Raw genomic sequence first — 23,392 nt, forward strand, 5'->3', positions numbered from 1 at the left:
GGAAAAATCAATACCATGGCTGCCATGCAACACTTGATACCCAAGATCGAGTCGCAGCTGGCGTCGCTGCCTGTCCCTATCGCGCTCGAGCTGCCCGATGGCCGGCGCGTCGCACAGGCCGGAGCCCGCGTCACCCTGGCCTTCAAGGAATGGACGGTGCTGGCCAAGCTGGCGGCACGGCAGGTGGGCGCCATCGGCGAGGCCTACGTCGAGGGCAAGGTGCAGATCGAAGGCGCCATGCGCGACCTGATCGACGCCACGGTCGGCATGCTCCCCGGCAACCCGGCGGAGACCGACACCGGCTGGTGGAGCCGCCTGCAGCGCCGGGCCAAGTCGCACGGCTCGCACTCGCTGCGCAAGGACGCGGCGCAGATCGAGTTCCACTACGACGTCTCCGACGACTTCTACGCGCTGTGGCTCGACCCGCGCCGCGTGTATTCATGCGCCTATTTCCGCACGCCCGACCTCACGCTGGCACAGGCGCAGGAAGCCAAGCTCGACCACATCTGCCGCAAGCTGATGCTGCAGCCGGGCGAGCGCTACCTCGACATCGGCTCCGGATGGGGCGCCCTGCTGCTGTGGGCCGCAGAGCACTACGGCGTGGACGCCACCGGCATCACGCTGTCGAAGAACCAGCATGCGCACGTGCAGCGGCTCATCGAGGAGAAGGGGCTACAGGGCCGGGTGCGCGTCGAGCTGCGCGACTACCGCGAAGTGCCCACCGACAGGCCCTTCGACAAGATTTCCTCCGTCGGCATGTTCGAGCACGTGGGTGCGGCCAACATGCCGACCTACTTCCGCAAGATCCATGCGCTGCTGAAGCCCGGCGGCCTGGTGATGAACCACGGCATCACCTCCGGCGAGCTCAACTACCGGCAGCTCGGCGCCGGCATGGGCGACTTCATCGAGAAGTACATCTTCCCGGGCGGCGAGCTGCTGCACGTGACGCACGTGCTGCGCGAGACGGCCGCGGCCGGCCTGGAGATGGTCGATACCGAAAGCCTGCGGCCGCACTACGCGCGCACGCTCTGGGCCTGGTCGGACGCGCTGGAGTCGCAGCTCGACACGGCGCGGGAAGTGCTGCAGCGAAGCGGCGGCCGCCAGAAGGAGAACGCGGAACGCATCCTGCGCGCCTATCGCCTCTACCTCGCGGGCTCCGCCATGAGCTTCGAGCAGGGCTGGATCTCGCTGCACCAGATGCTTTCCACCAAGCCCGACGGCAAGGTCGAACACGGCGTCCTTCGCGGCGCTCAATCGGTGTACCCTTTTGCGCGTGACTACATCTACAACAAGTGAGTGAGAACACCATGCTCTATCGATTCCAGTCCCGGGCCGCGCCCGATTTCGTGATGCTCGAAGTGCATGCGCGCCAGTTGCTCGAGATCGTCGGCAAGTCCGCCGCCCCGCAGGGCATCATCACCGTCGAGCAGATCCCCGGCGCCATCTCGGCCCTCGAGGCCGCCCTGGCACGCGAGGCCTCCAACTCCCACAACAACGACGACTACGCCGTCGAAGGCCACGCCAACGAGGCCGAGAAGCAGCACGTCGGCCTGCATCAGCGCGCGATCCCGCTGCTGCACATGCTCAAGGACTCGCTGGCCGAAAAGAAGGACGTGACCTGGAAGACCTGATCACCAAAGATCAGCCGCCCCCGGCCCTTTAGTGAAACACCACGGACCCCGGCTCTGCCGGTCCGTCGGTGTTGCCCCCTGCAAGGGGGTTGGCGAAGCGACACGAAGTGCGCGCAGCCTGGGGGTCAGTCGACTTTTGCTCCGGAGTCCTTGACCACCTTCGCCCACTTCACATGCTCGCTCGCAATGAGCTTCGTGAAGTCCGCAGGCGAGTTCCCGCTCGGGATCGCGCCCTGCGCGAGCATCTTCTCCTTCATGGCCGGCGTGCCCAGCGCCTTGGCCACTTCCTGCTGGATGCGGTTCACGATCTCCGGTGACGTGCCCGCCGGCGCCAGCAGCCCGAACCACGAGCTTGCCTCGTAGCCCTTGAGCGTCGGGCCGCCCACTTCCGCCACCGTCGGGATGTCGGGCAGGGCCGGCGAACGCTGTGCGCTCGTCACCGCCAGCGCGGTGAGCTTGCCGGCCTTGATCTGCGCCATCGAGGAGGGCAGGTTGTCGAACATCACGTCGGCATTCCCGCCCACCATGTCCAGCAGCGCCGGGCCCGAGCCCTTGTACGGGATGTGGGCCATGAAGGTGCCCGTCATGCTCTTGAACAGCTCGCCCGCCAGGTGGATCGAGGTGCCGCTGCCGCTGGAGGCCATGTTCAGCTTGCCGGGGTTGGTCTTGGCGTACTTGATGAAGTCCTGCACGTTGTGGATGTTCAGCGACTTCGCCTTGTCGGCGTTCATCTCCATCACGTTCGGCACGGCGGCCACCAGGGTGATCGGCGCGAAGTCCTTGATCGGGTCGAAGGGCAGCTTGGGGTACAGCGCGCGGTTGATGCCGTGCGTGCCGACCGTGCCCATCAGCAGCGTGTAGCCGTCGTTCGGCGCGCGCGCCACGATCTCGGCGCCCACGTTGCCGCCGGCGCCCGCGCGGTTGTCCACGATGAACTGCTGGCCGAAGGCCTTCGAGAGTTCGGGCGCGATGGCGCGCGCCAGGATGTCGGTGGTGCCGCCGGCCGCGAAGGGCACGACGATGCGCACCGGCTTGGTCGGCCAGGTGCCCTGGGCCCACGAGGGAGCGGCGATAAGGGTCAGCGCGGCGGCGGCGGATGCGGCCAGCGCGGTGCGGCGATTCAGTGAGAGAAAGGTCTGATGGGTCATGCGCGCGTTTGTACAGGCGCGCGCCTCCGCCGTCGCGGGTGAAAACCCCGTGGCTGCGTGAGGGAGTTGGCAGCGCGCGGGCCGCGGCGCCTCAGGCCACCTGCATCCGCTGCGCGAACCGCTCCTCGCGGAAGCGCTCCAGCACGAAATCGATGAACACCCGCGTCTTCGGCGGAAGCAGCTTCTTGCTCGGGTAGTAGAGCCACACCGCCCCCGCATCCTGGTACCAGTCGGGCAGCAGGCGCATCAGCTCGCCGCTGCGCAGCCCGCGCTCCACGAAGGGCAGAGGCAGCATCGCCGCGCCCAGCCCCATCAGCGCGGCATGCGCAATCGCCTCGGGGTCGTTGAAGATGGCGCGCGGCCGCGGCAGCTCGACGCTGACCTCGCCTTCGCCTGTGCCTCCGCCCGCGCCGCGCACGCGCCGCAGCGTCCAGCCGCGCACGCGCCCCGTTGGCGACGAGCGGCGCAACAGCGTGTCGAGCGCCGCCAGGTCCGACGGATGCCGGGGCGGCTTGCGCCCCTCCATGTATGCGGGCGAGGCCACCGCCACCACGTGGATACGCGCCAGCTCGCGCGCCACCAGTCCGGCCGGCAGTTCGATGCCGCCGCCGATGGCCGCGTCGAAGCCTTCGCCCACCAGGTCGACCTGCTGGTTGTCGAAGTGCCAGTCGGGCACGATGGCCGGGTAGCGCGCGAGGAACCCGCCCATCATCGGCAGCACGTGCTCGCGCCCGAACGCCTGGCCCATGCTCACCTTCAGCGTGCCCGAGGGCTGGCCGTCGTCGGTGTCGACGCCGGCCACCGCCTCGCGCAGCGTGGCCAGCGCGCCGCCGATCTGCGCGAGGAAGCGCTCCCCGCCCTCGGTCAGCTTCAGGCTGCGCGTGCTGCGCTGGAACAGCCGCAGGCCCAGCCGCGCCTCCAGCCGCGCCACGTTCTTGCTGACGGCCGCCGGCGTCAGGCCCAGGCGCCGTGCGGCCTCGGAGAAGCTGCCGCCCTCGGCGCTCTGCACGAAGGATTCGAGGTGATTCAGCGGTTCCATGGCCGCATTGTGGCGCCCATCTTCAACCATTGGTTGAATCTGATTGACTGGATTGACGGCTACCGGAGAAGGAATGAAGCGCCCAAACTAAGGCCTTCTTCTTCCACCATTGCACAGGAAAAATCATGGCCTCCAGCACCGCTTCTTCTTCCTCCTCATCTTCTTCCCCCGTCCTGGCCGGCAAGGTCGCCTTCGTCACCGGCGGCTCGCGCGGCATTGGCGCGGCCATCGTGCGCCGCCTGGCACACGACGGCGCCGCCGTGGCCTTCAGCTACGCCGCCTCGGCCGCACCGGCCGAGGAACTGGTGCGCAGCATCCAGTCGGAAGGCGGCCGCGCCCTCGCGCTGAAGATCGACAGCGCCGACGCCGCGGCCCTCACCGCCGGCATCGACGAAGCCGCCCGCACCTTCGGCAGGATCGACATCCTCGTGAACAACGCCGGCGTGTTCCTCGGCGGCACCCTCGACGAGTTCTCGCTCGAGGACTTCGACAAGACGCTGGCCATCAACGTGCGCGCCGTCTTCGTCGCCGCCAAGGCGGCCTCGCGCCACATGGGCGAGGGCGGCCGCATCATCAACATCGGCAGCACGAATGCCGAGCGCATGCCCTGGCCCGGAGGCAGCGCCTACGCGATGAGCAAGTCGGCGCTGGTCGGCCTGGTGCAGGGCCTGTCGCGCGACCTCGGCCCGCGCGGCATCACGGTCAACAACGTGCAGCCCGGCCCGGTCAACACCGACATGAACCCCGTCGACGGCCCCAACGCCGCCTCGATGCACGGCCTGATGGCGCTGGCCCGCCACGCCCGTCCGGAAGAAATCGCCGGCATGGTCGGCTACCTGGCCAGCCCCGAGGCGGGCTTCGTGACCGGCGCGAGCCTCAATATCGACGGCGGCTTCGCGGCTTGACTTGGTTCGCCCCCAGGCTGCGCGCACTTCGTGTCGCTTCGCCAACCCCCTTCCGGGGCAACACCAACGGCCCGGCAAAGCCGGTTCCGTGGTGGCACTTGGCTCACCCCCATGCTGCGCGCACTTCGTGTCGCTTCGCCAACCCCCTTCCGGGGGCAACACCAACGGCCCGGCAAAGCCGGTTCCGTGGTGTTCTGGAATGGGCCGTGGCCTGCTTGTGGAGCGGTCAGGGTGTGCCGCGCTGCACTGCCTCGATGAGCTTGTCGAGGGTGGTGTCGAGCTGCGCCAGTTCGACCGCATCGATGCCGCCGAACAGTGCGACTTCGCGTTCTCGGCCGAGCGCGCCCACCGTTTCGTGCAGCGCCTTGCCTGCGGCGGTGAGATAGAGGCGGCTGCTGCGCCGGTCGGTCGGGTCGTCGTGGCGCTGTACGCGCCTGTGGCGCCGCAGGCCGGCCAGCGCGCGGCTCACTGCCATCTTGTCGAGGCCGGTCTGGTCGGCGACCTGCGTGGCGTTGAGCCCGGGCTGCGCGGCGAGCACGGCCATCGTGCGCCATTCGTTGAGCGTGAGCCGGTGCTCGCGGCCCACGCGTTCATGGAAAGGCCGCGCCGTGAGATTCGCGACCCGCACCAGCTTGAAGAAGAGCGGGTCCATCGCTTCCGGCGAGGCGGCCTGCCTTCAGCCCACCAGCTTCTTCGCCGCGGCCACGATCGCTTCCGCGCCGACGCGTGACTGCGCCTCCAGCACCGGCGCATAGCCCACCGGAATGCGCGGCGCGCCCAGCCGCGCCACGCGGCAGCCGGTGGCCTCCGCCGCACTCGCCGCGATCTCCGCGCCGAAGCCCGCCGCCTGCACCGCCTCGTGCACCACCAGCAGCCGGCCGGTGCGCGCGCACGACGACAGCACCGTCTCGCGGTCCCACGGCCACAGCGTGCGCAGGTCGATCAGGTCCACCGCGATACCTTCGGCCGCCAGCGCGTCGCAGGCCGCCGAGCAGGCCTGCATCTGCCGGCTCCAGCTCACCAGCGTGAGCGCATCGCCCTCGCGCACGCGCGCCGCCTTGCCCAGCGGCACGGCGATGCCTTCGTCGACCTCGCCGCGCGCGCCCCACAGCGTCTTGTGCTCGATGTAGACCACCGGGTCGCCGCACTGCAGGGCGGAGCGCAGCAGCCCGTGGTTGTCCTGCGGCGTCGAGGGGCACACCACCACCACGCCCGGCAGGTGCGCGAACCAGGCTTCGAGCGACTGCGAATGCTGCGCCGCCGAGGCGTCCCAGATGCCGCCGGGCATGCGCGCCACCAGCGGCACGCGGCCCTGGCCGCCGAACATGAAGCGGTTCTTGGCGGCCTGGTTCACAAGCTCGTCCATGCCGCACAGCGCGAAGTCGACCACGCGCATCTCGACCACCGGCCGCAGCCCCGCGAGCGCCATGCCCACGCCGGCGCCCATGATCGCCGCCTCGCTGATCGGCGTGTCGATCACGCGACCTTCGCCGAAGCGCTGCTGCAGTCCCTTGTACTGGCCGAAGATGCCGCCACGGCCCACGTCCTCGCCGAGCACCACCACGCGCGGGTCGGCTTCCATCTCGCGCTGCAGGGCGAGCAGGGCGGCTTCCGAATAGCTCAGTTCGTGCTTCATCGCCACTGGCCCTCCCCGACGGTCTGCACGTCGGTGAAGGCGGCGGCCGGCTCGGGCCACGGGGCTGCGTCGGCGACCGCGAGGGCGGTGTCGACCTCGTCGCGCGCGGCGTTCTCGATGGCGTCGAGAGTCGCGGTGGCGACGCCGGCCGAAAGCAGATGGCCGCGCGCCCGGGCGATCGGATCGGTCTCGAGCGCAGCGGCCAGCTCGGCCGGATCGCGGTACGCCGCCACGTCGACCGACACATGCCCCTTCACGCGATAGGTCAGCGCATGCAGCAGGCGCGGCCCGCCGCCAGTGCGCACCTCGGCCACCAGCTTCGCGGCGGCAGCGTGCACCGCGAACACGTCGTTGCCGTCGACCTGCGTGGACGCGATGCCGAGCGACTCGGCGCGCGCGGAGGCGCCTTCGCCGGCCGTCATCGGGCCGCTCGCGGTGGTCGCGCTCCAGCGGTTGTCCTCGCAGACGAAGAGCACCGGCAGCTCGTACACGCGCGCCCAGTTCAGCGCTTCAAGGAAAGGCCCGCGGTTGATCGCGCCGTCGCCGAAGAAGCAGACGGTGATGTCGTCGCTCTTCTTCAGAAGCTTCTGCGCGTGCGCCGCGCCCACCGCGATCGGCAGCCCCGCCGCCACCACGCCGTTGGCGCCCAGCATGCCGACCGAGAAATCCGCGATGTGCATCGAGCCGCCCTTGCCGCCGTTGAAGCCGGTGGCCTTGCCGAACAGCTCGCACATCATCCGCGCGAGGTCGGCGCCCTTGGCCAGCGTGTGGCCATGGCCGCGGTGGGTGGAGGTGAGGTAGTCGGCGGGGCGCAGGTGGGCGCAGACGCCGGCCGGCACCGCCTCCTGCCCGGTCGACAGGTGCAGCGGCCCGCGGACCTTGGCGGCCCCCGCCGCCTGCTGGCCGTACGCGCTCACGCCGCCCTGGCTGGCGGTCTCCGCCGCGTTCTCGAAGGCCCGTATCCGCACCATGGCGCGGTACAGGGCCACACCCGCGCCATGCGCGCCGTGGGCGGCGCTGCTGGAAATGCTCGAGTCCATCTTGTCTCCGACGCCCTTGGAGCGGGCGTTCCGGAAAAAATCGTATCAAGCGAGACGGACTCGCGGCACCGGGCTTACCCGCCGCCTCCTCCTGCTTCCCCGCGGGTTTCAGGCCACTGGCGGCAGCCGGTCCAGCAGCTTGTCGAGCGTGATCGGGTAGTCGCGCACCCGCACGCCCGTCGCGTTGTAGACGGCATTCGCCACCGCCGCGGCGACGCCGCACATGCCGAGCTCGCCGACGCCCTTGGCCTTCATCGGCGAGGAGATCGGGTCGGTCTCGTCGAGGAAGACGACGTCCTGGTGCGGAATGTCCGCGTGCACCGGCACCTCGTAGCTCGCCAGGTCGTGGTTGACGAAGAAGCCGTGCCGCTTGTCGAGCGCGAGCTCCTCCATCAGCGCGCCGCCCACGCCCATCGTCATCGCGCCGATCACCTGGCTGCGCGCGGACTTCGGGTTCAGGATGCGCCCCGCGGCGCACACCGCGAGCATGCGCCGCACGCGGATCTCGCCGGTGGCCGCGTCGACGCCGACTTCCACGAAATGCGCGCCGAAGGTCGACTGCTGGTACTTCTTGTCGAGGTCGCCGAATTCGATGCTGTCCTCCACCACCAGCCCCTGCGCGCCGGCCGCTTCGGCCAGCGGCGCCGCGCGCGCGCCGGCGCGCACCATGCCGTCCGCGAACTCCGCCTCGGACGCCGGAAGGCCCAGCCTGGAGGCGACTGCTTCGCGCAGCTTCATGCATGCGGCGAAGACGCCCGAGGTCGAGCTGTTGGCGCCCCATTGCCCGCCGGAGCCGGCCGAGACCGGGTGCGCCGAGTCGCCCAGGCGCACCAGCACCTTGTCGAGCGGCACGCCCATGGTCTCGGCGGCGGTCTGCGCGATGATGGTGTAGGTCCCGGTGCCGATGTCCGTCATGTCGGTCTCCACCGTGACCATGCCGCGGTTGTCCAGGCGCACGCGCGCGCCCGACTTCGTGACCAGGTTGTTGCGGAACGCGGCCGCCACGCCCATGCCGACGAGCCAGCGGCCGTCGCGCTGCTGCCCCGGCGCCGGGTTGCGCCTGTTCCAGCCGAAGCGCTCGGCGCCGGTGCGCAGGCATTCGATCAGCTTGCGCTGGGAGTAGGGGCGCTGCGGTTTCTCGGGATCGACCTGCGTGTCGTTGAGCACGCGGAACTCGACCGGATCGATGCCCAGCTTCTCGGCCATCTCGTCCATGGCGATCTCCAGCGCCATCATGCCGGGCGCCTCGCCGGGCGCGCGCATCGCGTTGCCCTCGGGCAGATCGAGCACGGCCAGGCGCGTGGTCGTGAGGCGGTTCGCGCCGGCGTACAGCAGCCGGGTCTGGTTCACGGCGGTCTCCGGCTGGCCGCCCGGCAGGTCGCCCGACCAGCCTTCGTGGGCGATGGCGGTGAGCCTGCCGTCCCGGCCTGCGGCCAGGCGGATGCGCTGGATGGTCGCGGGCCGGTGCGTGGTGTTGTTCGCTATCAGCGGCCGCGGCAGCGCCACCTTCACCGGGCGCCGGGCTGCGCGCGCCCCCAGTGCCGCGAGCAGCGCGTCGGCCCGCACGAAAAGCTTGCCGCCGAAGCCGCCGCCGATGAAGGGCGAGATCAGCCGCACGTTCGCCTTCGGGATGCCGAGCGTCTTGGCGACATCGCCGGCGCCCCAGGCGATCATCTGGTTCGAGGTCCAGATGGTGAGCTTGTCGCCCTGCCACTGCGCGATGGAGGCGTGCGGCTCCATCATTGCGTGCGACTCGTCGGGCGTGGTGTAGGTCGCGTCGAGCTGCACGGGGGCGGCCGCGTAAGCGCTGGCGAAATCGCCCGTCCTGGTCTGCGGCTCGCCAGAGAAGGGGGTGGCCGCGGGCATCTGCGCCGCGTCCTTCTCGGCGGCCAGGTCGAAGCGGCCGGGCGTGCGTTCGTACTCGATGCGCAGCAGCTGCGCCGCCGCGCGCGCCTGCTCGAAGGTCTCGGCCACGACCAGCGCCACCGCCTGGTGGTAGTGGTCGATCTCAGGGCCGCCCAGGAGCTTTGCCGTATTGAAGTCGCCCTTGGCGAGCTTGCCCGCATTGCGCGCGGTGACGATGGCCAGCACGCCCGGCGCCGCCCGGGCGGCGGCCAGGTCCATCGACGCGATGCGGCCCTTCGCGATGCCTGCGCCCACCACGTAGCCGTAGGCTGCGCCGGGCATCTCGGTGTTGCGCTCGTAGGCATAGCGCGCGGTGCCGGTGGTCTTCATCGGGCCGTCGATGCGGTCCGTGGGCCTGCCGATGATCTTCAGCTGGTCGATGGGGTTGGTCGTGGCGGGGGTGTCGAATCTCATGGTCAGCTCCTCGCTTGCGTGATGGCAGCGGCCAGCGTGCGCTCGGCGAGCTGCAGCTTGAACGCGTTCTCGTGGGTGGGTTGCGCGTCGGCGAGCAACCGCGCGGTCACGGCCTTCGCGCCCTGCGGCATGGCGGATTCGGCAGCCTCCATGCGCCACGGCTTGTGCGCGACGCCGCCGAGCGCCACCCGGCCGGACCCGTCGCGCTGCACGATGGCCGCGACGGACACCAGCGCGAAGGCGTAGGAGGCGCGGTCGCGCACCTTGCGGTAGACGTGCGTGCCGCCGACCGGCTTCGGCAGGGTCACGCCGGTGATGAGCTCGTCGCGCTCCAGCGCCGTCTCGATGTGGGGCGTGTCGCCGGGCAGGCGGTGGAAGTCGGCGATCGGGATCACGCGGGTGCGCCCATCGGGCCGCACGGTCTCGACCGAGGCGTCCAGCACGCGCATCGCCACGGCCATGTCGCTGGGGTTGGTGGCGATGCAGGACTTGCTGCCGCCGATCACCGCGAGCTGCCGCGTCACGCCGCCGATGGCGCTGCAGCCGCTGCCGGGGCGCCGCTTGTTGCAGGGCTGGTCGGTGTCGTAGAAGTAGGGGCAGCGCGTGCGCTGCAGCAGGTTGCCCGCGGTGGTCGCCTTGTTGCGCAGCTGGCCCGATGCGCCGGCCAGCAGCGCGCGGGAGAGCACGCCGTAGTCGCGGCGCACGCGCTCGTCGGCCGCCAGGTCGGTGTTGCGCACCAGCGCGCCGATGCGCAGGCCGCCCTCGGGCGTCGGCTCGATGCGGTCCAGCGCCAGGCCGTTCACGTCGACCAGGTGCACCGGCGCCTCGATCTGCAGCTTCATGAGGTCCAGCAGGTTGGTGCCGCCGGCGATGAACTTCGCGCCGGGCCTGCCCGCGACGGCGGACACGGCCTGCGCCGGGGTCGCGGCGCGCTCGTAGGTGAAAGCCTTCATGCCTTGCTCCCCGCCACCTCGGTGATGGCCTCGACGATGTTGGAGTAGGCGCCGCAGCGGCAGATGTTGCCGCTCATGCGCTCGCGCAGTTCCTCGGCCGAGAGGGTCGGTCTGGCCGTGAGGTCGGCGCTCACGTGGCTCGGGATGCCGCGCCTGACCTCGTCGATCACCGCCACCGCCGAACAGATCTGCCCCGGCGTGCAGTAGCCGCACTGGTAGCCGTCGTGCCTGACGAAGGCGGCCTGCATCGGATGCATGTTCTGCGGCGTGCCGAGCCCTTCGATGGTCGTGACCTGCGCACCCTCGTGCATCACGGCGAGCGTCAGGCAGGAGTTGATCCGCCTGCCGTCGACGATGACCGTGCAGGCGCCGCACTGGCCGTGGTCGCAGCCTTTCTTGGTGCCCGTCAGCTGCAGGTGCTCGCGCAGCGCGTCGAGCAGGGTGGTGCGCGTGTCCACGTCGAGCGCGCGCGCCGTGCCGTTGACGTTCAGCGACAGCTTCGTGCGAAAGCCGCCCGCCGCGCTGGCGGCAGTTGGGGACGCGGGCGCGGGCTGCGCCGATGCGGGCGTCGCGTTGGACGCGGAAACCGCCGCGGCGGTTGCGGCGCCGACGATGAGGGCATCGCGCCGCGAGATCATTGGGGTCGTGGGACTGTCCATGTCAGCTCCTGCTGTTCGAGGTTCGTGGGGATGGCCAATACCGCTCATATCCCGGGCGATGGGCGGCGTCGGTAGGAAAACGGCGGCTGTTGTCCCCTGCTCGCGGCTTCTTCGGCGCACCGGGGCTCGCGGCTTGCGAAAATGGTTCTCAGGTTCTCACCCTTGCAGCGCGCGGAGGGAACGAGCCGCTCGATTCCCATTCTTCTGGAGCCGCGCGGGGATCGATAGCGCGATCCTCTTCGTTTCTTGCCTGATCCGATGAGGCCTCAGGCGCGGCGGGCTTCGGCCGCGCCGCCGCCTTCCGCACCCGCACCCGCATGCCCGTTCGCGCGCGCAGCTGTGCGCATGACCTCGATGTCCCGCCGGGGCGGGGCGCCGAACAGGCGGCTGTACTCGCGGCTGAACTGCGAGGGGCTTTCGTAGCCCACCTCGAAGGCGGCGCTCGCTGCGTCGAAGTGCTCGTTGAGCATCAGCCGCCTCGCCTCGTTCAGCCGCAGCCACTTCTGGTACTGCAGCGGGCTCATCGCGGTCAGCTGGCGGAAGTGGTGGTGGAAGGTCGGCGCACTCATCTGCACGCGGGCCGCGAGCTCGTCGATGCGCACGGCGGTCGCGTAGTTCAGCCTCAGCCAGTCGATGGCCCTGGCGATGCGGTGGCCCTGCCCGTCGACCGAGGCGATCTGCCGCAGCTTCGCAGCCTGGTCGCTCATCAGCAGCCGGTAGTGGATCTCGCGATGGATCATCGGCGCGAGCACGGGAATGGCCTCGGGTTCGTCCAGCAGCTCCACCAGCCGGGCGAGCGGCGCCAGCAGCGCCGGCGTCGCGTCGCCGAGTCCCACGCTGATGCCGAGCGGGCGCTCGCGCTGCGGCGGCAGGTTGCCCTGCGCGATGAGCTCGGCCAGCACGCGCACGTCGAGCTTGAGCATCAGGCCCAGGCAGGGCTGCCGCGGGCTCGCCGTCATCACCTCGGAGTTGGCGGGCATGTCCAGCGAGGTGACGAGGAAGCGCGAGGTGTCGTAGGGATAGGCATGGCCGCCCACCCACATCCGCTTCGCGCCCTGCGCGACCAGCACGATGCTCGGCTCGACCATGCAGACCGTGGGCGGCGCGGGCGCCTCGCGCCTGAAGAAGCTGAGGTTCGCGACGGGCGTCTCGTGGTCGCCCGGCGCGGGCGTGCGCGCGCCGATGATCCGCGCCATCGCCGACTGCAGGGCCCTGCACCGTGCCGAGGCGTCGGCGTCCTCCGTGTTCTGTCTGGGTGACATCTTGCTTGCTTCGAAACCTCGTCGGGACTCTACCCGCGGCTCGCCCCGGCATCCATGCGGCTGGCGCGTCTCCACAGGATCAGGCAAGAAATGTAGAGGAGCGGGCAAGCCCTGGCACCACCCGGCAGGGTGGCCACCCGCCTGCTCTCCTACATCGTTGCGAGACGTTTCTGCGAACCCGTGCAGGACAAATGCCCGACCCGCCTTGGGAGGCCCCGCTGCGCGAATGCATGTGGCATCGTGACGCCCTCCTTCCGCTGCCTGCCACCGCGCGCGCAAGCGGCCCCCAACAATCAGATCGCAGGAGGTTCATCCCATGATCAAGATCGGCATCGTCGACGACCACGCCGTCGTCCGCACAGGCCTGAAGTCGTTCTTCTCCACCTTCGTCGATTTCCGCGTGGTCGGCGAGGCCGGCAGCGGCCGCGAGGCCATCGACCTGGTGCGCACGACCGACATCGACGTGCTGGTGATGGATCTTTCCATGCCCGGCCAGAGCGGCATCGACGCGCTCGCCATGGTGCGCGCCAAGGCGCCCGACCTCGGCGTTCTCATCCTCAGCGGCTACCCCGAAGAACACTACGCGGTGAACCTGATCCGCCAGGGCGCCTCGGGCTACCTCAACAAGGAATGCGATCCCGAGGAGATCGCCAAGGCCATCCGCACCATCGCGCTGGGCCGCCGCTACATCTCGCCCTCGGTGGCCGAGCTGCTCGCGGGCCAGCTGGAGCGCAAAGACAACGCGCCGCCGCACGAGCACCTGTCGGAGCGCGAGTTCCAGGTTTTCCTGAAGCTGGCCAAGGGAGAGTCGGTGGGCGCCATCGGCGAGGCGCTGTCGCTCTCGGTGAAGACCATCAGCACCTACCGCACGCGGCTGATGGAGAAGATGAACCTCTCCACCAACAGCGACCTGACCTACTACGCGATCAAGACGCAGCTGATCGACTGATCGCTTGATCGGCTTATCGCTTGGGCAGGCAGTCTCCGCGTCCTGAGGTGCATCGCCCAAGGACGTTCAAGATCATCGTCTGGACTTTCGTCCTGACGCTGGCCGCCACGCTGCTGGTGCTCAACTTCACCAGCGGCGAGAAGAAGCTCGACGAGCAGGTCAAGCGCGAGTACGGGCTGCACGACGCGCAGTACCAGCGCGCGCTCGGCGTGATGCTCGGGCCTCCCATCACCGGCGGCAACCGGTTCGAGGCTTTCCAGAACGGCGACGAGATCTTTCCACCGATGCTCGCCGCCATCCGCGGCGCCAGGCGGAGCATCACTTTCGAGACCTACATCTACTGGTCGGGCGACATCGGGCGCCAGTTTGCCGACGCGCTCTCCGAGCGCGCCCGCGCGGGCGTGAAGGTGCACGTGCTGCTCGACTGGGTGGGCAGCGCCAAGGTCGACGCCGACTTCGTGCGCGAGATGGAAAGCGCCGGCGTGCAGATCCGCAAGTTCCACAAGCCGAGCTGGTACGACATCGCGCGCATGAACAATCGCACCCACCGCAAGCTGCTGGTGGTCGACGGCCGCACTGGCTTCACCGGCGGCGTGGGCATCGCGCCCGAATGGACCGGCCACGCGCAGGACGCCGGGCACTGGCGCGATTCGCACTACAAGGTCGAGGGACCGGTGGTGGCGCAGATGCAGGCCGTGTTCATGGACAACTGGGTGAAGGTGTCGGGCGACGTGCTGCACGGAGAAACCTACTTTCCGCCGATCGCCTCGGCGGGCGACGGGCGCGCGCAGATGTTCAGCAGCTCGCCCTCCGGCGGCAGCGAGAGCATGCACCTGATGTACCTGCTGTCGATCGCTGCGGCCACCAGGACCATCGACCTGTCGAGCGCCTACTTCGTGCCCGACGACCTGACCGTGGGCGCGCTGGTCGCGGCCATGCAGCGCGGCGTGCGGCTGCGCATCATCACGCCGGGTCCGATCATCGATTCGCAGACGGTGCGCGGCGCCTCGCGCGCGGCGTGGGGCCCCCTGCTGGAGGCTGGCGCCGAGATCAGCGAATACCAGCCGACCATGTTCCACTGCAAGGTCTTCACGGTCGATGGACTGCTGGTGTCCGTGGGCTCGACCAACTTCGACAACCGCTCCTTCCGCCTGAACGACGAGGCCAACCTCAACATCTACGACGAGGCCTTCGCCGCCCAGCAGACCGCGCAGTTCGAGGCCGACCTGCGCCTGTCGAAGCGCCTGACCTACGAGGCCTGGAAGGACCGCCCGCTGCGCGAGAAGGCGATGGAGCACCTGGCGGCGCTGCTGTCGTCGCAGCTCTAGGGTGAATCGACATTCAAACGGGGGCCGCGCGGGCACACTCGCGCGATGACCACCCAGCACGAACTTTCCATCGACGTGAAGCCCGGCATCGCGGTGTCGGCCCTCGCGATGTCGCCAGCCTCGGCCGAGGCCTGCCTGGTGCTCGCGCACGGCGCAGGCGCGGGCATGGCGCATCCCTTCATGCAGGCCGTGGCCGAGGGCCTCGCCGAGCGGCGCATCGCCACGCTGCGCTATCAGTTTCCCTACATGGAGCAGGGCAGCAAGCGTCCGGACGCACCTGCGCTGGCGCATGCCGCGGTGCGCGCGGCGGTGGCCTGCGCGTCGGCGCGCTTCTCGGGCGTGCGTCTCTTCGCGGGCGGCAAGTCGTTCGGCGGCCGCATGACCTCGCAGGCCCAGGCGCTGGAGCCGCTCGCGGCCGTCGAAGGGCTGGTCTTCCTCGGGTTTCCGCTGCACCCGTCGGGCGCGCCCGCGAAGGCAGCCGAGCGGGCGGCGCACCTGTACGAGGTCGATGTGCCCATGCTCTTCGCGCACGGGCCGCGCGACACGCTCGCCGAGCCGGCACCCTTCGAGGACGCCGTTCGGGCGCTGGGTCCGCTCGCCACCGTGCTGGAGATCGACGGCGCCGACCATTCCTTCCATGTGCTCAGGCGCAGCGGCCGCACCGACGAGGAGGCGCTGGGCGAACTGCTCGACGGCATCGCGATATGGATGCAGGCCTGGCGCATCGACTGACGCCGGGCTGCGCGGGTCGTCCTACGTCGTGTCGCCCGACGCGACGACGCTGCGGCGCCGCGGATCTTTCAACGATGTGCCTTCACTGAACGGCAACCGAACTGAATTGAAAGGATCATCGCCATGGCATACGCAGATACCTCCCTCGACACCCTGCAGTCGACCGGCCCCGTGCTGGACAAGGACGAAGTGGTGGACGTGCTCAACGACCTGCTCGAGAACTCGCGTGACGGCGAATACGGCTTTCGCGCCTGCGCCGATGAAGTCGAGAGCCCCGCGGCGAAGCAGCTCTTCGCCAATCGCGCCGAGGAGTGCCGCAAGGCCGGCGCCGAACTGATGGCGCTCATCGCGGCCTACGGCGGCGAGCCGGCCGACGGCGGCACCGCCGCCGGTGCGCTGCATCGCGGGTGGGTGCACGTGAAGGGCTCGCTCGGCGCGAACAGCGAACTCTCCATTCTCGAATCGTGCGAGCGCGGCGAAGACACCGGTGTCGCGCGCTATCGCAAGGCCCTGAAGCAGAACCTGCCGGCCGACGTCCGCAGCGTGGTCGCAGCCCAGGCCGAAGGCGCACAGCGCAACCACGACCAGATCCGCGACCTGCGCAACGCAGCGCGCGCCCGCGACTGATCGATCGCCATCGAGCGCTCAAGCGCTCGAGTGAATGAAGGCCGGGCTCGCCCGGCCTTTTTCACGGGCGCCGCACGCCTCGGGAATTCCCCGATGCCCATGATCCCGGCTCGATGGGATAGTTAGTTCGGCCTTCAAACTAACTAATTTCTTACTTGGCTGGCGCCTGCGGGCGAATCAATTCAGGAGAGACATCGATGCGACTGAAACAAACCCTGGCCGCCATGGCCTTCGCCACGGCACTCGGTTCCACGGCCGTGGGCGCGATGGCGCAGACCGTGGTCGGCGTGAGCTGGTCCAACTTCCAGGAAGAGCGCTGGAAGACCGACGAGGCGGCCATCAAGGCCGAGCTGGAGAAGCTCGGCGCCAAGTACATCAGCGCCGATGCGGGCGGCTCGCCCGAGAAGCAGCTGGGCGACATCGAGGGCCTGATGTCGAAGGGCGCGAAGGCGCTCATCGTGCTGGCGATGGACAAGGACGCCATCCTGCCGGCCGTCACCAAGGCCACGCGCCAGAAGGTGCCCGTGATCGCCTACGACCGGCTGATCGAGGCGCCCGGCGTCTTCTACATCACCTTCGACAACGTCGAGGTCGGCCGCATGGAGGCGCGCGAGGTCTTCAAGGTCAAGCCCAAGGGCAACTACGTGATCATCAAGGGCTCGCCGAGCGACCCGAACGCCGACTTCCTGCGCGCGGGCCAGCAGGAGGTGCTGGACGCCGCCATCAAGAAGGGCGACATCAAGATCGTCGGCGACGAATACACCGAAGGCTGGAAGCCCGAGGTCGCGCAGAAGAACATGGAGCAGATCCTCACCAAGAACGGCAACAAGGTCGACGCGGTGGTGGCCGCCAACGACGGCACGGCCGGCGGCGCGGTGGCGGCGCTTACGGCCAAGGGCATCCGCGGCATTCCGGTGTCGGGCCAGGACGCCGACTTCGCGGCGCTCAACCGCATCGCGCTGGGCACGCAGACCGCCACCATCTTCAAGGACTCGCGCGAGCTCGGCCGCGAAGCCGCCATCGCAGCCATCGCGCTGTCGCAGGGCAAGCCGGTCGACAAGGCCGCGCCGTGGAACTCGGGGCCGAAGAAGGTCTCGCTGCAGTCGCGCCTGCTGATGCCGGTGGCCGTGACCCGCGACAACCTCGACCTCGTGGTCAAGGCCGGCTGGATCAAGAAGGACGAGCTCTGCAAGGGCGTCTCTGGCGCCAGCGCGCCCGCGGCCTGCAAGTAACGCCGCACTACAGACGAGCAACGCGCCGGCGCCATCCACGGAAAGCGCGCCGGCCTTTCCTTTCCTTCCCATGCAACGCACCAGCTGCCGGCGCCTAGTGGCCCGGCCGGCAGGGGCCTGCGCATCTCTTCGTTTTGCGCGCAGTCCAGAAAAAGGATCCGAAACATGAGCAACCCATCGTCATCCACACCGGGCTGGTGGCGCCGCACCGGCGTCGACCTGCGGCTGATCCTGATGTGCGTGCTGCTGGTCGTCATGGCCGTGGTCTTCAGCGTGATGTCGGGCGGCGTGTTCCTCTCGCCCGAGAACCTCTACAACGTCGCGCAGCAGACGGCGGTGGTGGGCATCGTCTCCACCGTGATGGTGCTGATCATCGTGGCGCGCCACATCGACCTGTCGGTGGGCTCGGTGATGGGCTTCGTGGGCGTGCTGATCGCCTACCTGCAGTACACCTCGGGCTGGTCGTGGCCCACGGCCTGCCTCGCGGGGCTCGCGGTGGCGCTGCTGGTGTCCATCTACCAGGGCTGGCTCACGGCGGTGCTGGGCGTGCCTTCGTTCGTGGTGACGCTGGGCGGGCTCATGTCCTTCCGCGGCGCGGCCTTCCTGGTGGCCGACGGCAAGACGCAGCCGGTGAACGACGAGTTCTTCCAGCGCCTGGGCGGCGGCTACGACGGCGGCATCGGCGTCACCGCGAGCTGGGTGCTCGCCGCGCTGGTGGCGGTGGTGCTGTTCGTGCGCATGGTGCAGAAGCGCCGCGCGCGCCAGCGCTACGACATGCCCACCGAGGCGCTGTGGCTCGACGTGCTCATCACGGCCGTGCCGGTGGCGGTGGTGTTCGGCTTCGCGTGGGTCATGAACAGCTACCAGATCTCGTCCAAGAACGAGCCGCAGGGCATTCCGATCCCGGTGCTGATCTGGGCGGTGGTGGCCATCGTGCTGTCGTTCATCGTGCACCGCACGCGCTTCGGGCGCTACGTGTTCGCGATGGGCGGCAACCCCGACGCGGCGGCGCTGGTGGGCATTCCGGTCAAGCGCGTCACGCTGATGCTGTTCGCGCTGCTGGCGGTGCTGGTCACCATCGCGGCCATCGTGTCGATCGCGCGCCTGAACGCCGGCACCAATTCGCTGGGCACGGGCATGGAGCTGTACGTGATCGCCGCGGCCGTCATCGGCGGCACCGCGCTCGCGGGCGGCAGCGGCTCGATCTTCGGCTCGGTGCTGGGAGCGCTCATCATGCAGTCGCTCGACAGCGGCATGCTGCTGCTGGACGTGCCCATCGGCAAGCGCATGGTCATCATCGGGCAGGTGCTGATCGTGGCGGTGGTCTTCGACGTGCTGTATCGCCGCAAGTTTGGGGAGAACTGAAATGGCAGCCATCGACACATCCAAACCCCTGGTGGAGCTGCGCGAGATCCGCAAGGCCTTCGGCGGCGTGAAGGCCGTGGACGGCGTGAGCGTGAACCTCTACCCCGGCGAGGTGGTCGCGCTGCTGGGCCACAACGGCGCGGGCAAGTCAACGCTGATGAAGATGCTCGCGGGCGCCTACCCGATCGACTCGGGCGACACGCTGATCGCGGGCGAGAAGGTCAACATCCGCACGCCGGCCGAGGCGCAGGCGCAGGGCATCGAGACCATCTACCAGACGCTCGCGCTGGCCGACAACCTCGACTCGGTGGCCAACCTCTTCCTCGGCCGCGAGAAGATGACGCCGTGGAACACGCTCGACGACCACTTCATGGAAGTGCAGGCGCGCAAGGTGTTCCAGCGCCTGAACAGGAACTTCACCAACATCCGCGTGCCGGTGCGCCGGCTCTCCGGCGGGCAGCGGCAGGTGGTGGCGATCTCGCGCGCGCTGTACTTCAATGCGCGCATCCTCATCATGGACGAGCCCTGCGCCGCGCTCGGCCCCGAAGAGACGGCGATGGTCGGCGGCCTGGTGAAGCAGCTCAAGGCCGACGGCGTGGGCATCTTCCTGATCACGCACGACATGCCCGACGTGTTCTCGCTGAGCGACCGCCTCGCGGTGATGAAGAACGGCAGGCTCGTGGGCACCTACCGCACCGCCGACGTGACCGAGGACGAGGTGCTCGGGATGATCATTGCCGGCAAGCGGCCCGAGGGCAAGGAGCAGGCCCATCACGCGGACACCGCCGCCGCGGCTGCCTGAGCGAAGACCCGACGTGACCACCACCGCCGACCAGCAGCTCGTGAAGCGCATGAACCGCAGCGTGCTGCTGCGGCTGCTGCGCGCGCAGCCGGGTCTGTCGCGCGCGCGGCTGGCCGGCGAGAGCGGCCTCACCAAGTCGACGGTGAGCCTGCTGGTGCGCGAGCTGATCGACGAGGGATGGCTCAGCGAGGCCGGCGCGACCGTGGCCGACGGCCTGGGCCGGCCCTCCACGCCGCTGCAGATCGACGTGGGCGTGCGCGCGCTGATGGGCGTGGAGATCGCGGTGGAAACCGTGCGCCTCGTGTGCATGTCGCTGCAGGGCGATGTGCTGCATTCGCAGAGCCTCGACCTGACCGACGGTTCTCCCGCCGGCGTGTGCGCGCAGGTCGCGCGCATGGCGGCCGCCGGGCATGCGAAGCTGCAGCTGCTGGGCCTGCAGCTGTCGGGCATCGGCGTGTGCGTGCCCGGCGCGGTGGACGACTGCACCGGCGTGGTCCGCTTCGCGCCCAACCTCGGCTGGCGCAACGTGAGCCTGCTGCCCGCGCTCGAGCAGGCCTTCGAGGCCGCCGGCCTGCCCGGCGTGACCGTGCAGCTGCAGAACGATGCCGACGCCGCCGCGCTCGGCGAGTACGAGTTCGCCGCCAGCGTGGGCCAGGAGGGCGAAGACCCGCTGGTCTTCGTCAACTGCGACGTGGGCGTGGGCGCCGGCGTGGTGCTCAACGACCGGCTCTTCACCGGCGCGCAGGGCATGGCCGGCGAGATCGGCCACACCATCCTCCAGCTCGACGGCCCGCTGTGCTCCTGCGGGCGGCGCGGCTGCGCCGAAGCCTTCTTCGGCTCGCGCGTGCTGGAGCGCGAAGGCGCTGACCTGAAGCGCGCCGCGGCCTTCTTCGGCGTGCTGCTGCAGAACCTGTGGGTCACCTTCAACCCGCGCGCCATCGTGCTCGGCGGCAAGGCCTGCGCCGACCACAAGGGCTTCGCGCAGGCGGCCTTCGAATGCGTGAAGCGGCATGCGGACGACGCCGGCATGCCGGCGCCCGAACTGCGCACCGCACGCTACGGGGAGCTGGCACCGGCCGTGGGTGCCGCCGCGCTCGCGCTGCATGAATACCTGAGGCCGCTGCAGCCCGATGCGAAGGCGCGCCGGGCGCGCGCCGCCCGCGTTCTCGCCACAGCCTGAGCCATCGGCCTACGCGCGGCGCGCGTGCGGCGGAATAGCGTGCGAACTCCGTCCCTGGAGTTGCCGTCATGAATCCGCGCCCGCCCGGCCAGCCCGCCCGTTCCTCTTCCCCTCCTTCCCCCGCCTCTTCCTCCTCTTCCTCCTCTTCCTCCTCTTCCGTGCTGCTGGCCGTGCTGGCCGTGCTGATCGGCCTTGCCGGCCTGGCGCTCGCCGTCGCAGGCGCATGGCTGATCGCCCTCGGCGGCTCGTGGTACTACCTCGTGGCGGGGCTGGGGCTGGCGGCGGCGGCGCTGCTGCTTCGGCGCGGGGGCGGCGCCGGATTGATGGTGTACGCGGCCGTGGTGTTGCTCACGCTGGCCTGGGCCCTGTGGGAGGTGGGGCTCGACTGGTGGCCGATGGCCGCGCGCGGCGACGTGTTCTTCGTGGTCGGCCTGCTGCTGCTCACGCCATGGGTGGCGCGTCCGCTCGCCCTGCGCAATGCCGCAGGCGTGGGAAGCGCGCGCACCGTGCTCGGCGTGGTGCTCGCAGCCTTCCTGGTCGCGGCGGTGTTCTCGTGGATGCGCGAACCCCGCCGCATCGAAGGCATCGCGCCCTCGGTCGATGCGGCGGCGGCCACGGCGAACGCGCCCGCGGGCCCCGCGGCCGCGGCGGACGAGTGGACGGCCTACGGCGGCACCGGCTTCGGCCAGCGCTACTCGGCGCTCGACCAGATCACGCCGCAGAACGTGGGGCAGCTTGAGGAAGCCTGGCACTTCCGTACCGGCGACGTGCGGGGCCAGCCCGGCGACCCCGAGGAGACGACCTTCGAGGTCACGCCGCTGAAGATCGGCGAGAGGCTCTTCCTGTGCACGCCGCACCAGTCGGTGATCGCGCTCGACGCCACCACCGGCCGGCAGGTGTGGCGCTACACGCCGCAGATCGCGGGGTCGCTCGCGCTGCAGCACCTGACCTGCCGGGGGCTCTCCTACTACCCCGGCGCCGCGGCGCAGCAGTCTCCACAGCAGCAGGCTTCCGCACTCGCACTCGCACCCGCACCCGCACCCGCACCCGCATCCACCGGCAGCTGCGACGCCAAGCTCTTCATGCCCACCGCCGACGGCCGCGTCATCGCGCTCGACCCCGCGAGCGGCAAGCCCTGTCCGGCCTTCGGCGGCGGCAGCGGCCAGATCGATCTCTGGAAGAACATGCCGAACGTGCGGCCGGGCTCCTACTACTCGACCTCGCCGCCGGTGGTGGCGCGTTCGCTGCTCATCGTGGGCGGCACGGTGCTCGACAACGTCTCGACGAAGGAGACCTCGGGCGTGATCCGCGCCTTCGACGCGAACACCGGCGCGCTGGTGTGGAACTGGGACTCCGGCAACCCCGAGGAGACCGCCCCCATCGCCGCCGACCGCACCTACACGGCCAACTCGCCCAACAGCTGGTCGATCTCCAGCGTGGACGAGGCGCTGGGCCTGGTCTACGTGCCCATGGGCAACCAGCCGCCCGACCAGTGGGGCGGCGCGCGCAGCGAAGGCGCGAAGAAGTATTCGTCGGCGGTGGTGGCGCTCGACCTGGCCAGCGGCCGCGTGCGCTGGAGCTTCCAGACCGTGCACCACGACCTGTGGGACTACGACGTGCCCGCGCAGCCCAGCCTCGTCGACCTGCGCGCGGGCAGCGAGACCGTGCCCGCGCTGGTGCAGCCGACCAAGCAGGGCGAGCTCTTCGTGCTCGACCGCCGCAACGGCAAGCCGATCCTTCCGGTGAACGAGCGCGCCGCGCCGCAGGGCGCGGCCGCGGGTGACGCCACCGCGCCGACGCAGCCGTCATCGGCCCTGTCCTTCGATCCGCCCGCGCTCAAGCCGTCGGACATGTGGGGCGCGACCATCTTCGACCAGCTGGCCTGCCGCATCGCCTTCCACCGGCTGCGCTACGAGGGCCGGTTCACGCCGCCGTCGACGCAGGGCTCGCTGATCCATCCGGGCAACTTCGGCGTCTTCAACTGGGGCGGCGTGGCGGTCGATCCGCGCAGGCAGATCGTCTTCGCCACGCCCGCGTCGCTGGCCTTCGTCTCCAGGCTCGTGCCGCGCGCGGACGACACCTCGCTCTACGTGCAGGGCAAGCAGCGCCCCGACGACAGCCTGCCCGCGCTCAACGAGAACTTCGGTGCGCCCTTCGCGGTGAAGCTCAGCGCCTTCACCTCGGTGCTCGGCCTGCCGTGCCAGGCGCCGCCCTGGGGCTACGTCGCCGCGGCCGACCTGCGCACCGGCCGGGTCGCCTGGATGCACAAGAACGGCACGGTGCGCGACAGCTCGCCGCTGCCGCTGCCCTTCGCGATGGGCGTGCCCAACCTCGGCGGCCCCATCCTGACGGCCGGCGGCGTGGCCTTTCTCTCGGGAACGCTCGACCAGTTCGTGCGCGGCTACGACGTGAACGACGGCAAGGAGCTCTGGCGCAGCCGCTTGCCGGCCGGTGGTCAGGCCACGCCGATGACCTACCGCGGCACCGACGGGCGCCAGTACCTGCTGGTGGTGGCCGGCGGCCATGGCTCGCTGGGCACGCGCACCGGCGACCATGTGATCGCCTACGCGCTGCCCAGGCGGTGA

At 69.9% G+C, this 23,392-nt stretch carries 21 protein-coding genes; 12 read left to right on the forward strand and 9 right to left on the reverse strand.

Annotated features, from left to right (window positions below; all coding sequences use genetic code 11):
* Positions 1-24 precede the first annotated feature (24 nt).
* Together G369_RS0110945 and G369_RS0110950 are read left to right on the forward strand one after the other, a co-directional pair.
* Positions 25-1,296 carry a class I SAM-dependent methyltransferase gene (locus tag G369_RS0110945; RefSeq protein ID WP_026346321.1) on the forward strand — a complete coding sequence of 424 codons (1,272 nt, stop codon included), beginning with the start codon at positions 25-27 and terminating at the stop codon, positions 1,294-1,296.
* Positions 1,297-1,307: 11 nt separating this feature from the next.
* Positions 1,308-1,631: a DUF1840 domain-containing protein gene (locus tag G369_RS0110950; protein ID WP_019654043.1), complete on the forward strand. Its 324-nt coding sequence runs from the start codon at positions 1,308-1,310 to the stop codon at positions 1,629-1,631.
* 125 nt (positions 1,632-1,756) lie between these two features.
* Here G369_RS0110950 and G369_RS0110955 read toward each other — a convergent pair whose 3' ends face one another.
* Both G369_RS0110955 and G369_RS0110960 read right to left on the reverse strand, forming a co-directional pair.
* Positions 1,757-2,779, reverse strand: a complete 1,023-nt coding sequence (locus G369_RS0110955; RefSeq protein ID WP_019654044.1) for a Bug family tripartite tricarboxylate transporter substrate binding protein — start codon at positions 2,777-2,779, stop codon at positions 1,757-1,759.
* Positions 2,780-2,870: 91 nt separating this feature from the next.
* Positions 2,871-3,818: a LysR family transcriptional regulator gene (locus G369_RS0110960; RefSeq protein ID WP_020723037.1), complete on the reverse strand. Its 948-nt coding sequence runs from the start codon at positions 3,816-3,818 to the stop codon at positions 2,871-2,873.
* A 125-nt stretch (positions 3,819-3,943) separates the two neighbouring features.
* Between G369_RS0110960 and G369_RS0110965 the strand changes: the two genes are divergently transcribed.
* A complete protein-coding gene (locus G369_RS0110965) occupies positions 3,944-4,723 on the forward strand; it encodes an SDR family oxidoreductase (protein WP_019654046.1) in 780 nt (259 codons plus the stop codon).
* A gap of 226 nt (positions 4,724-4,949) precedes the next feature.
* On the opposite strand, the gene G369_RS0110970 is transcribed toward G369_RS0110965, so the two are convergent.
* From G369_RS0110970 to G369_RS0111000, 7 genes are all read right to left on the reverse strand, one after another.
* Positions 4,950-5,375, reverse strand: a complete 426-nt coding sequence (locus tag G369_RS0110970; protein ID WP_019654047.1) for a MarR family winged helix-turn-helix transcriptional regulator — start codon at positions 5,373-5,375, stop codon at positions 4,950-4,952.
* A gap of 24 nt (positions 5,376-5,399) precedes the next feature.
* Positions 5,400-6,359, reverse strand: a complete 960-nt coding sequence (locus tag G369_RS0110975; protein WP_020723038.1) for an alpha-ketoacid dehydrogenase subunit beta — start codon at positions 6,357-6,359, stop codon at positions 5,400-5,402.
* Positions 6,356-7,399 carry a thiamine pyrophosphate-dependent dehydrogenase E1 component subunit alpha gene (locus G369_RS0110980; RefSeq protein ID WP_019654049.1) on the reverse strand — a complete coding sequence of 348 codons (1,044 nt, stop codon included), beginning with the start codon at positions 7,397-7,399 and terminating at the stop codon, positions 6,356-6,358. The genes G369_RS0110975 and G369_RS0110980 overlap by 4 nt, the downstream gene beginning before the upstream one ends.
* Before the next feature lie 108 nt (positions 7,400-7,507).
* Positions 7,508-9,718 carry an aldehyde oxidoreductase molybdenum-binding subunit PaoC gene (gene paoC / locus G369_RS0110985; protein WP_019654050.1) on the reverse strand — a complete coding sequence of 737 codons (2,211 nt, stop codon included), beginning with the start codon at positions 9,716-9,718 and terminating at the stop codon, positions 7,508-7,510.
* Between the two features lie 2 nt (positions 9,719-9,720).
* On the reverse strand, positions 9,721-10,671 hold the full coding sequence (locus G369_RS0110990) for an FAD binding domain-containing protein (protein WP_019654051.1): 951 nt from the start codon (positions 10,669-10,671) through the stop codon (positions 9,721-9,723).
* On the reverse strand, positions 10,668-11,330 hold the full coding sequence (gene paoA / locus G369_RS0110995) for an aldehyde dehydrogenase iron-sulfur subunit PaoA (RefSeq protein WP_019654052.1): 663 nt from the start codon (positions 11,328-11,330) through the stop codon (positions 10,668-10,670). The genes G369_RS0110990 and paoA overlap by 4 nt, the downstream gene beginning before the upstream one ends.
* Positions 11,331-11,596: 266 nt before the next feature.
* Positions 11,597-12,592 carry an AraC family transcriptional regulator gene (locus tag G369_RS0111000; RefSeq protein WP_019654053.1) on the reverse strand — a complete coding sequence of 332 codons (996 nt, stop codon included), beginning with the start codon at positions 12,590-12,592 and terminating at the stop codon, positions 11,597-11,599.
* Positions 12,593-12,908: 316 nt separating this feature from the next.
* Here G369_RS0111000 and G369_RS0111005 point away from each other — a divergent pair, with 316 nt between their 5' ends.
* The 9 genes from G369_RS0111005 to G369_RS0111045 all read left to right on the forward strand — a co-directional run bounded on the left by G369_RS0111005 (position 12,909) and on the right by G369_RS0111045 (position 23,392).
* Positions 12,909-13,541, forward strand: coding sequence for a response regulator (locus G369_RS0111005; protein ID WP_019654054.1), 633 nt, complete (start codon positions 12,909-12,911; stop codon positions 13,539-13,541).
* A 47-nt stretch (positions 13,542-13,588) separates the two neighbouring features.
* Entirely contained in the window at positions 13,589-14,869 is a 1,281-nt protein-coding gene (locus tag G369_RS0111010) for a phospholipase D-like domain-containing protein (protein WP_019654055.1), read from the forward strand.
* A gap of 45 nt (positions 14,870-14,914) precedes the next feature.
* Complete coding sequence (locus G369_RS0111015) at positions 14,915-15,601, forward strand: alpha/beta hydrolase family protein (RefSeq protein ID WP_019654056.1); 687 nt, start codon at positions 14,915-14,917, stop codon at positions 15,599-15,601.
* A 123-nt stretch (positions 15,602-15,724) separates the two neighbouring features.
* Entirely contained in the window at positions 15,725-16,228 is a 504-nt protein-coding gene (locus G369_RS0111020; RefSeq protein ID WP_019654057.1) for a ferritin-like domain-containing protein, read from the forward strand.
* 197 nt (positions 16,229-16,425) lie between these two features.
* Complete coding sequence (gene xylF / locus G369_RS0111025; protein WP_019654058.1) at positions 16,426-17,460, forward strand: D-xylose ABC transporter substrate-binding protein; 1,035 nt, start codon at positions 16,426-16,428, stop codon at positions 17,458-17,460.
* A gap of 165 nt (positions 17,461-17,625) precedes the next feature.
* Positions 17,626-18,825 (forward strand): sugar ABC transporter permease, encoded by a 1,200-nt coding sequence (locus tag G369_RS0111030; RefSeq protein ID WP_019654059.1) that lies wholly within the window; start codon positions 17,626-17,628, stop codon positions 18,823-18,825.
* A gap of 1 nt (position 18,826) precedes the next feature.
* Positions 18,827-19,627 (forward strand): ATP-binding cassette domain-containing protein, encoded by an 801-nt coding sequence (locus tag G369_RS0111035; protein WP_019654060.1) that lies wholly within the window; start codon positions 18,827-18,829, stop codon positions 19,625-19,627.
* Between the two features lie 13 nt (positions 19,628-19,640).
* Positions 19,641-20,807: an ROK family transcriptional regulator gene (locus tag G369_RS0111040; RefSeq protein ID WP_019654061.1), complete on the forward strand. Its 1,167-nt coding sequence runs from the start codon at positions 19,641-19,643 to the stop codon at positions 20,805-20,807.
* 68 nt (positions 20,808-20,875) lie between these two features.
* The gene (locus tag G369_RS0111045) at positions 20,876-23,392 is read left to right on the forward strand and encodes a membrane-bound PQQ-dependent dehydrogenase, glucose/quinate/shikimate family (RefSeq protein WP_019654062.1); all 2,517 of its coding nucleotides are present in this window, start codon (positions 20,876-20,878) and stop codon (positions 23,390-23,392) included.

This window comes from Variovorax atrisoli 110B, from assembly GCF_000382045.1.
Lineage (GTDB): Bacteria > Pseudomonadota > Gammaproteobacteria > Burkholderiales > Burkholderiaceae_C > Variovorax > Variovorax atrisoli.

Bases quoted from the DNA above. Each gene is read 5' to 3' on its own strand.
- G369_RS0110990 (WP_019654051.1), bottom strand. From the start codon at position 10,671: ATGAAGGCTTTCACCTACGAGCGCGCCGCGACCCCGGCGCAGGCCGTG.
- G369_RS0110980 (WP_019654049.1), bottom strand. From the start codon at position 7,399: ATGGACTCGAGCATTTCCAGCAGCGCCGCCCACGGCGCGCATGGCGCG.
- G369_RS0110970 (WP_019654047.1), bottom strand. From the start codon at position 5,375: ATGGACCCGCTCTTCTTCAAGCTGGTGCGGGTCGCGAATCTCACGGCG.
- G369_RS0110975 (WP_020723038.1), bottom strand. From the start codon at position 6,359: ATGAAGCACGAACTGAGCTATTCGGAAGCCGCCCTGCTCGCCCTGCAG.
- G369_RS0111005 (WP_019654054.1), top strand. From the start codon at position 12,909: ATGATCAAGATCGGCATCGTCGACGACCACGCCGTCGTCCGCACAGGC.
- G369_RS0110960 (WP_020723037.1), bottom strand. From the start codon at position 3,818: ATGGAACCGCTGAATCACCTCGAATCCTTCGTGCAGAGCGCCGAGGGC.
- G369_RS0111030 (WP_019654059.1), top strand. From the start codon at position 17,626: ATGAGCAACCCATCGTCATCCACACCGGGCTGGTGGCGCCGCACCGGC.
- G369_RS0110965 (WP_019654046.1), top strand. From the start codon at position 3,944: ATGGCCTCCAGCACCGCTTCTTCTTCCTCCTCATCTTCTTCCCCCGTC.
- G369_RS0111045 (WP_019654062.1), top strand. From the start codon at position 20,876: ATGAATCCGCGCCCGCCCGGCCAGCCCGCCCGTTCCTCTTCCCCTCCT.
- G369_RS0110955 (WP_019654044.1), bottom strand. From the start codon at position 2,779: ATGACCCATCAGACCTTTCTCTCACTGAATCGCCGCACCGCGCTGGCC.
- G369_RS0111035 (WP_019654060.1), top strand. From the start codon at position 18,827: ATGGCAGCCATCGACACATCCAAACCCCTGGTGGAGCTGCGCGAGATC.
- xylF (WP_019654058.1), top strand. From the start codon at position 16,426: ATGCGACTGAAACAAACCCTGGCCGCCATGGCCTTCGCCACGGCACTC.
- G369_RS0111020 (WP_019654057.1), top strand. From the start codon at position 15,725: ATGGCATACGCAGATACCTCCCTCGACACCCTGCAGTCGACCGGCCCC.
- G369_RS0111015 (WP_019654056.1), top strand. From the start codon at position 14,915: ATGACCACCCAGCACGAACTTTCCATCGACGTGAAGCCCGGCATCGCG.
- G369_RS0110950 (WP_019654043.1), top strand. From the start codon at position 1,308: ATGCTCTATCGATTCCAGTCCCGGGCCGCGCCCGATTTCGTGATGCTC.
- G369_RS0111000 (WP_019654053.1), bottom strand. From the start codon at position 12,592: ATGTCACCCAGACAGAACACGGAGGACGCCGACGCCTCGGCACGGTGC.
- paoC (WP_019654050.1), bottom strand. From the start codon at position 9,718: ATGAGATTCGACACCCCCGCCACGACCAACCCCATCGACCAGCTGAAG.
- paoA (WP_019654052.1), bottom strand. From the start codon at position 11,330: ATGGACAGTCCCACGACCCCAATGATCTCGCGGCGCGATGCCCTCATC.
- G369_RS0110945 (WP_026346321.1), top strand. From the start codon at position 25: ATGCAACACTTGATACCCAAGATCGAGTCGCAGCTGGCGTCGCTGCCT.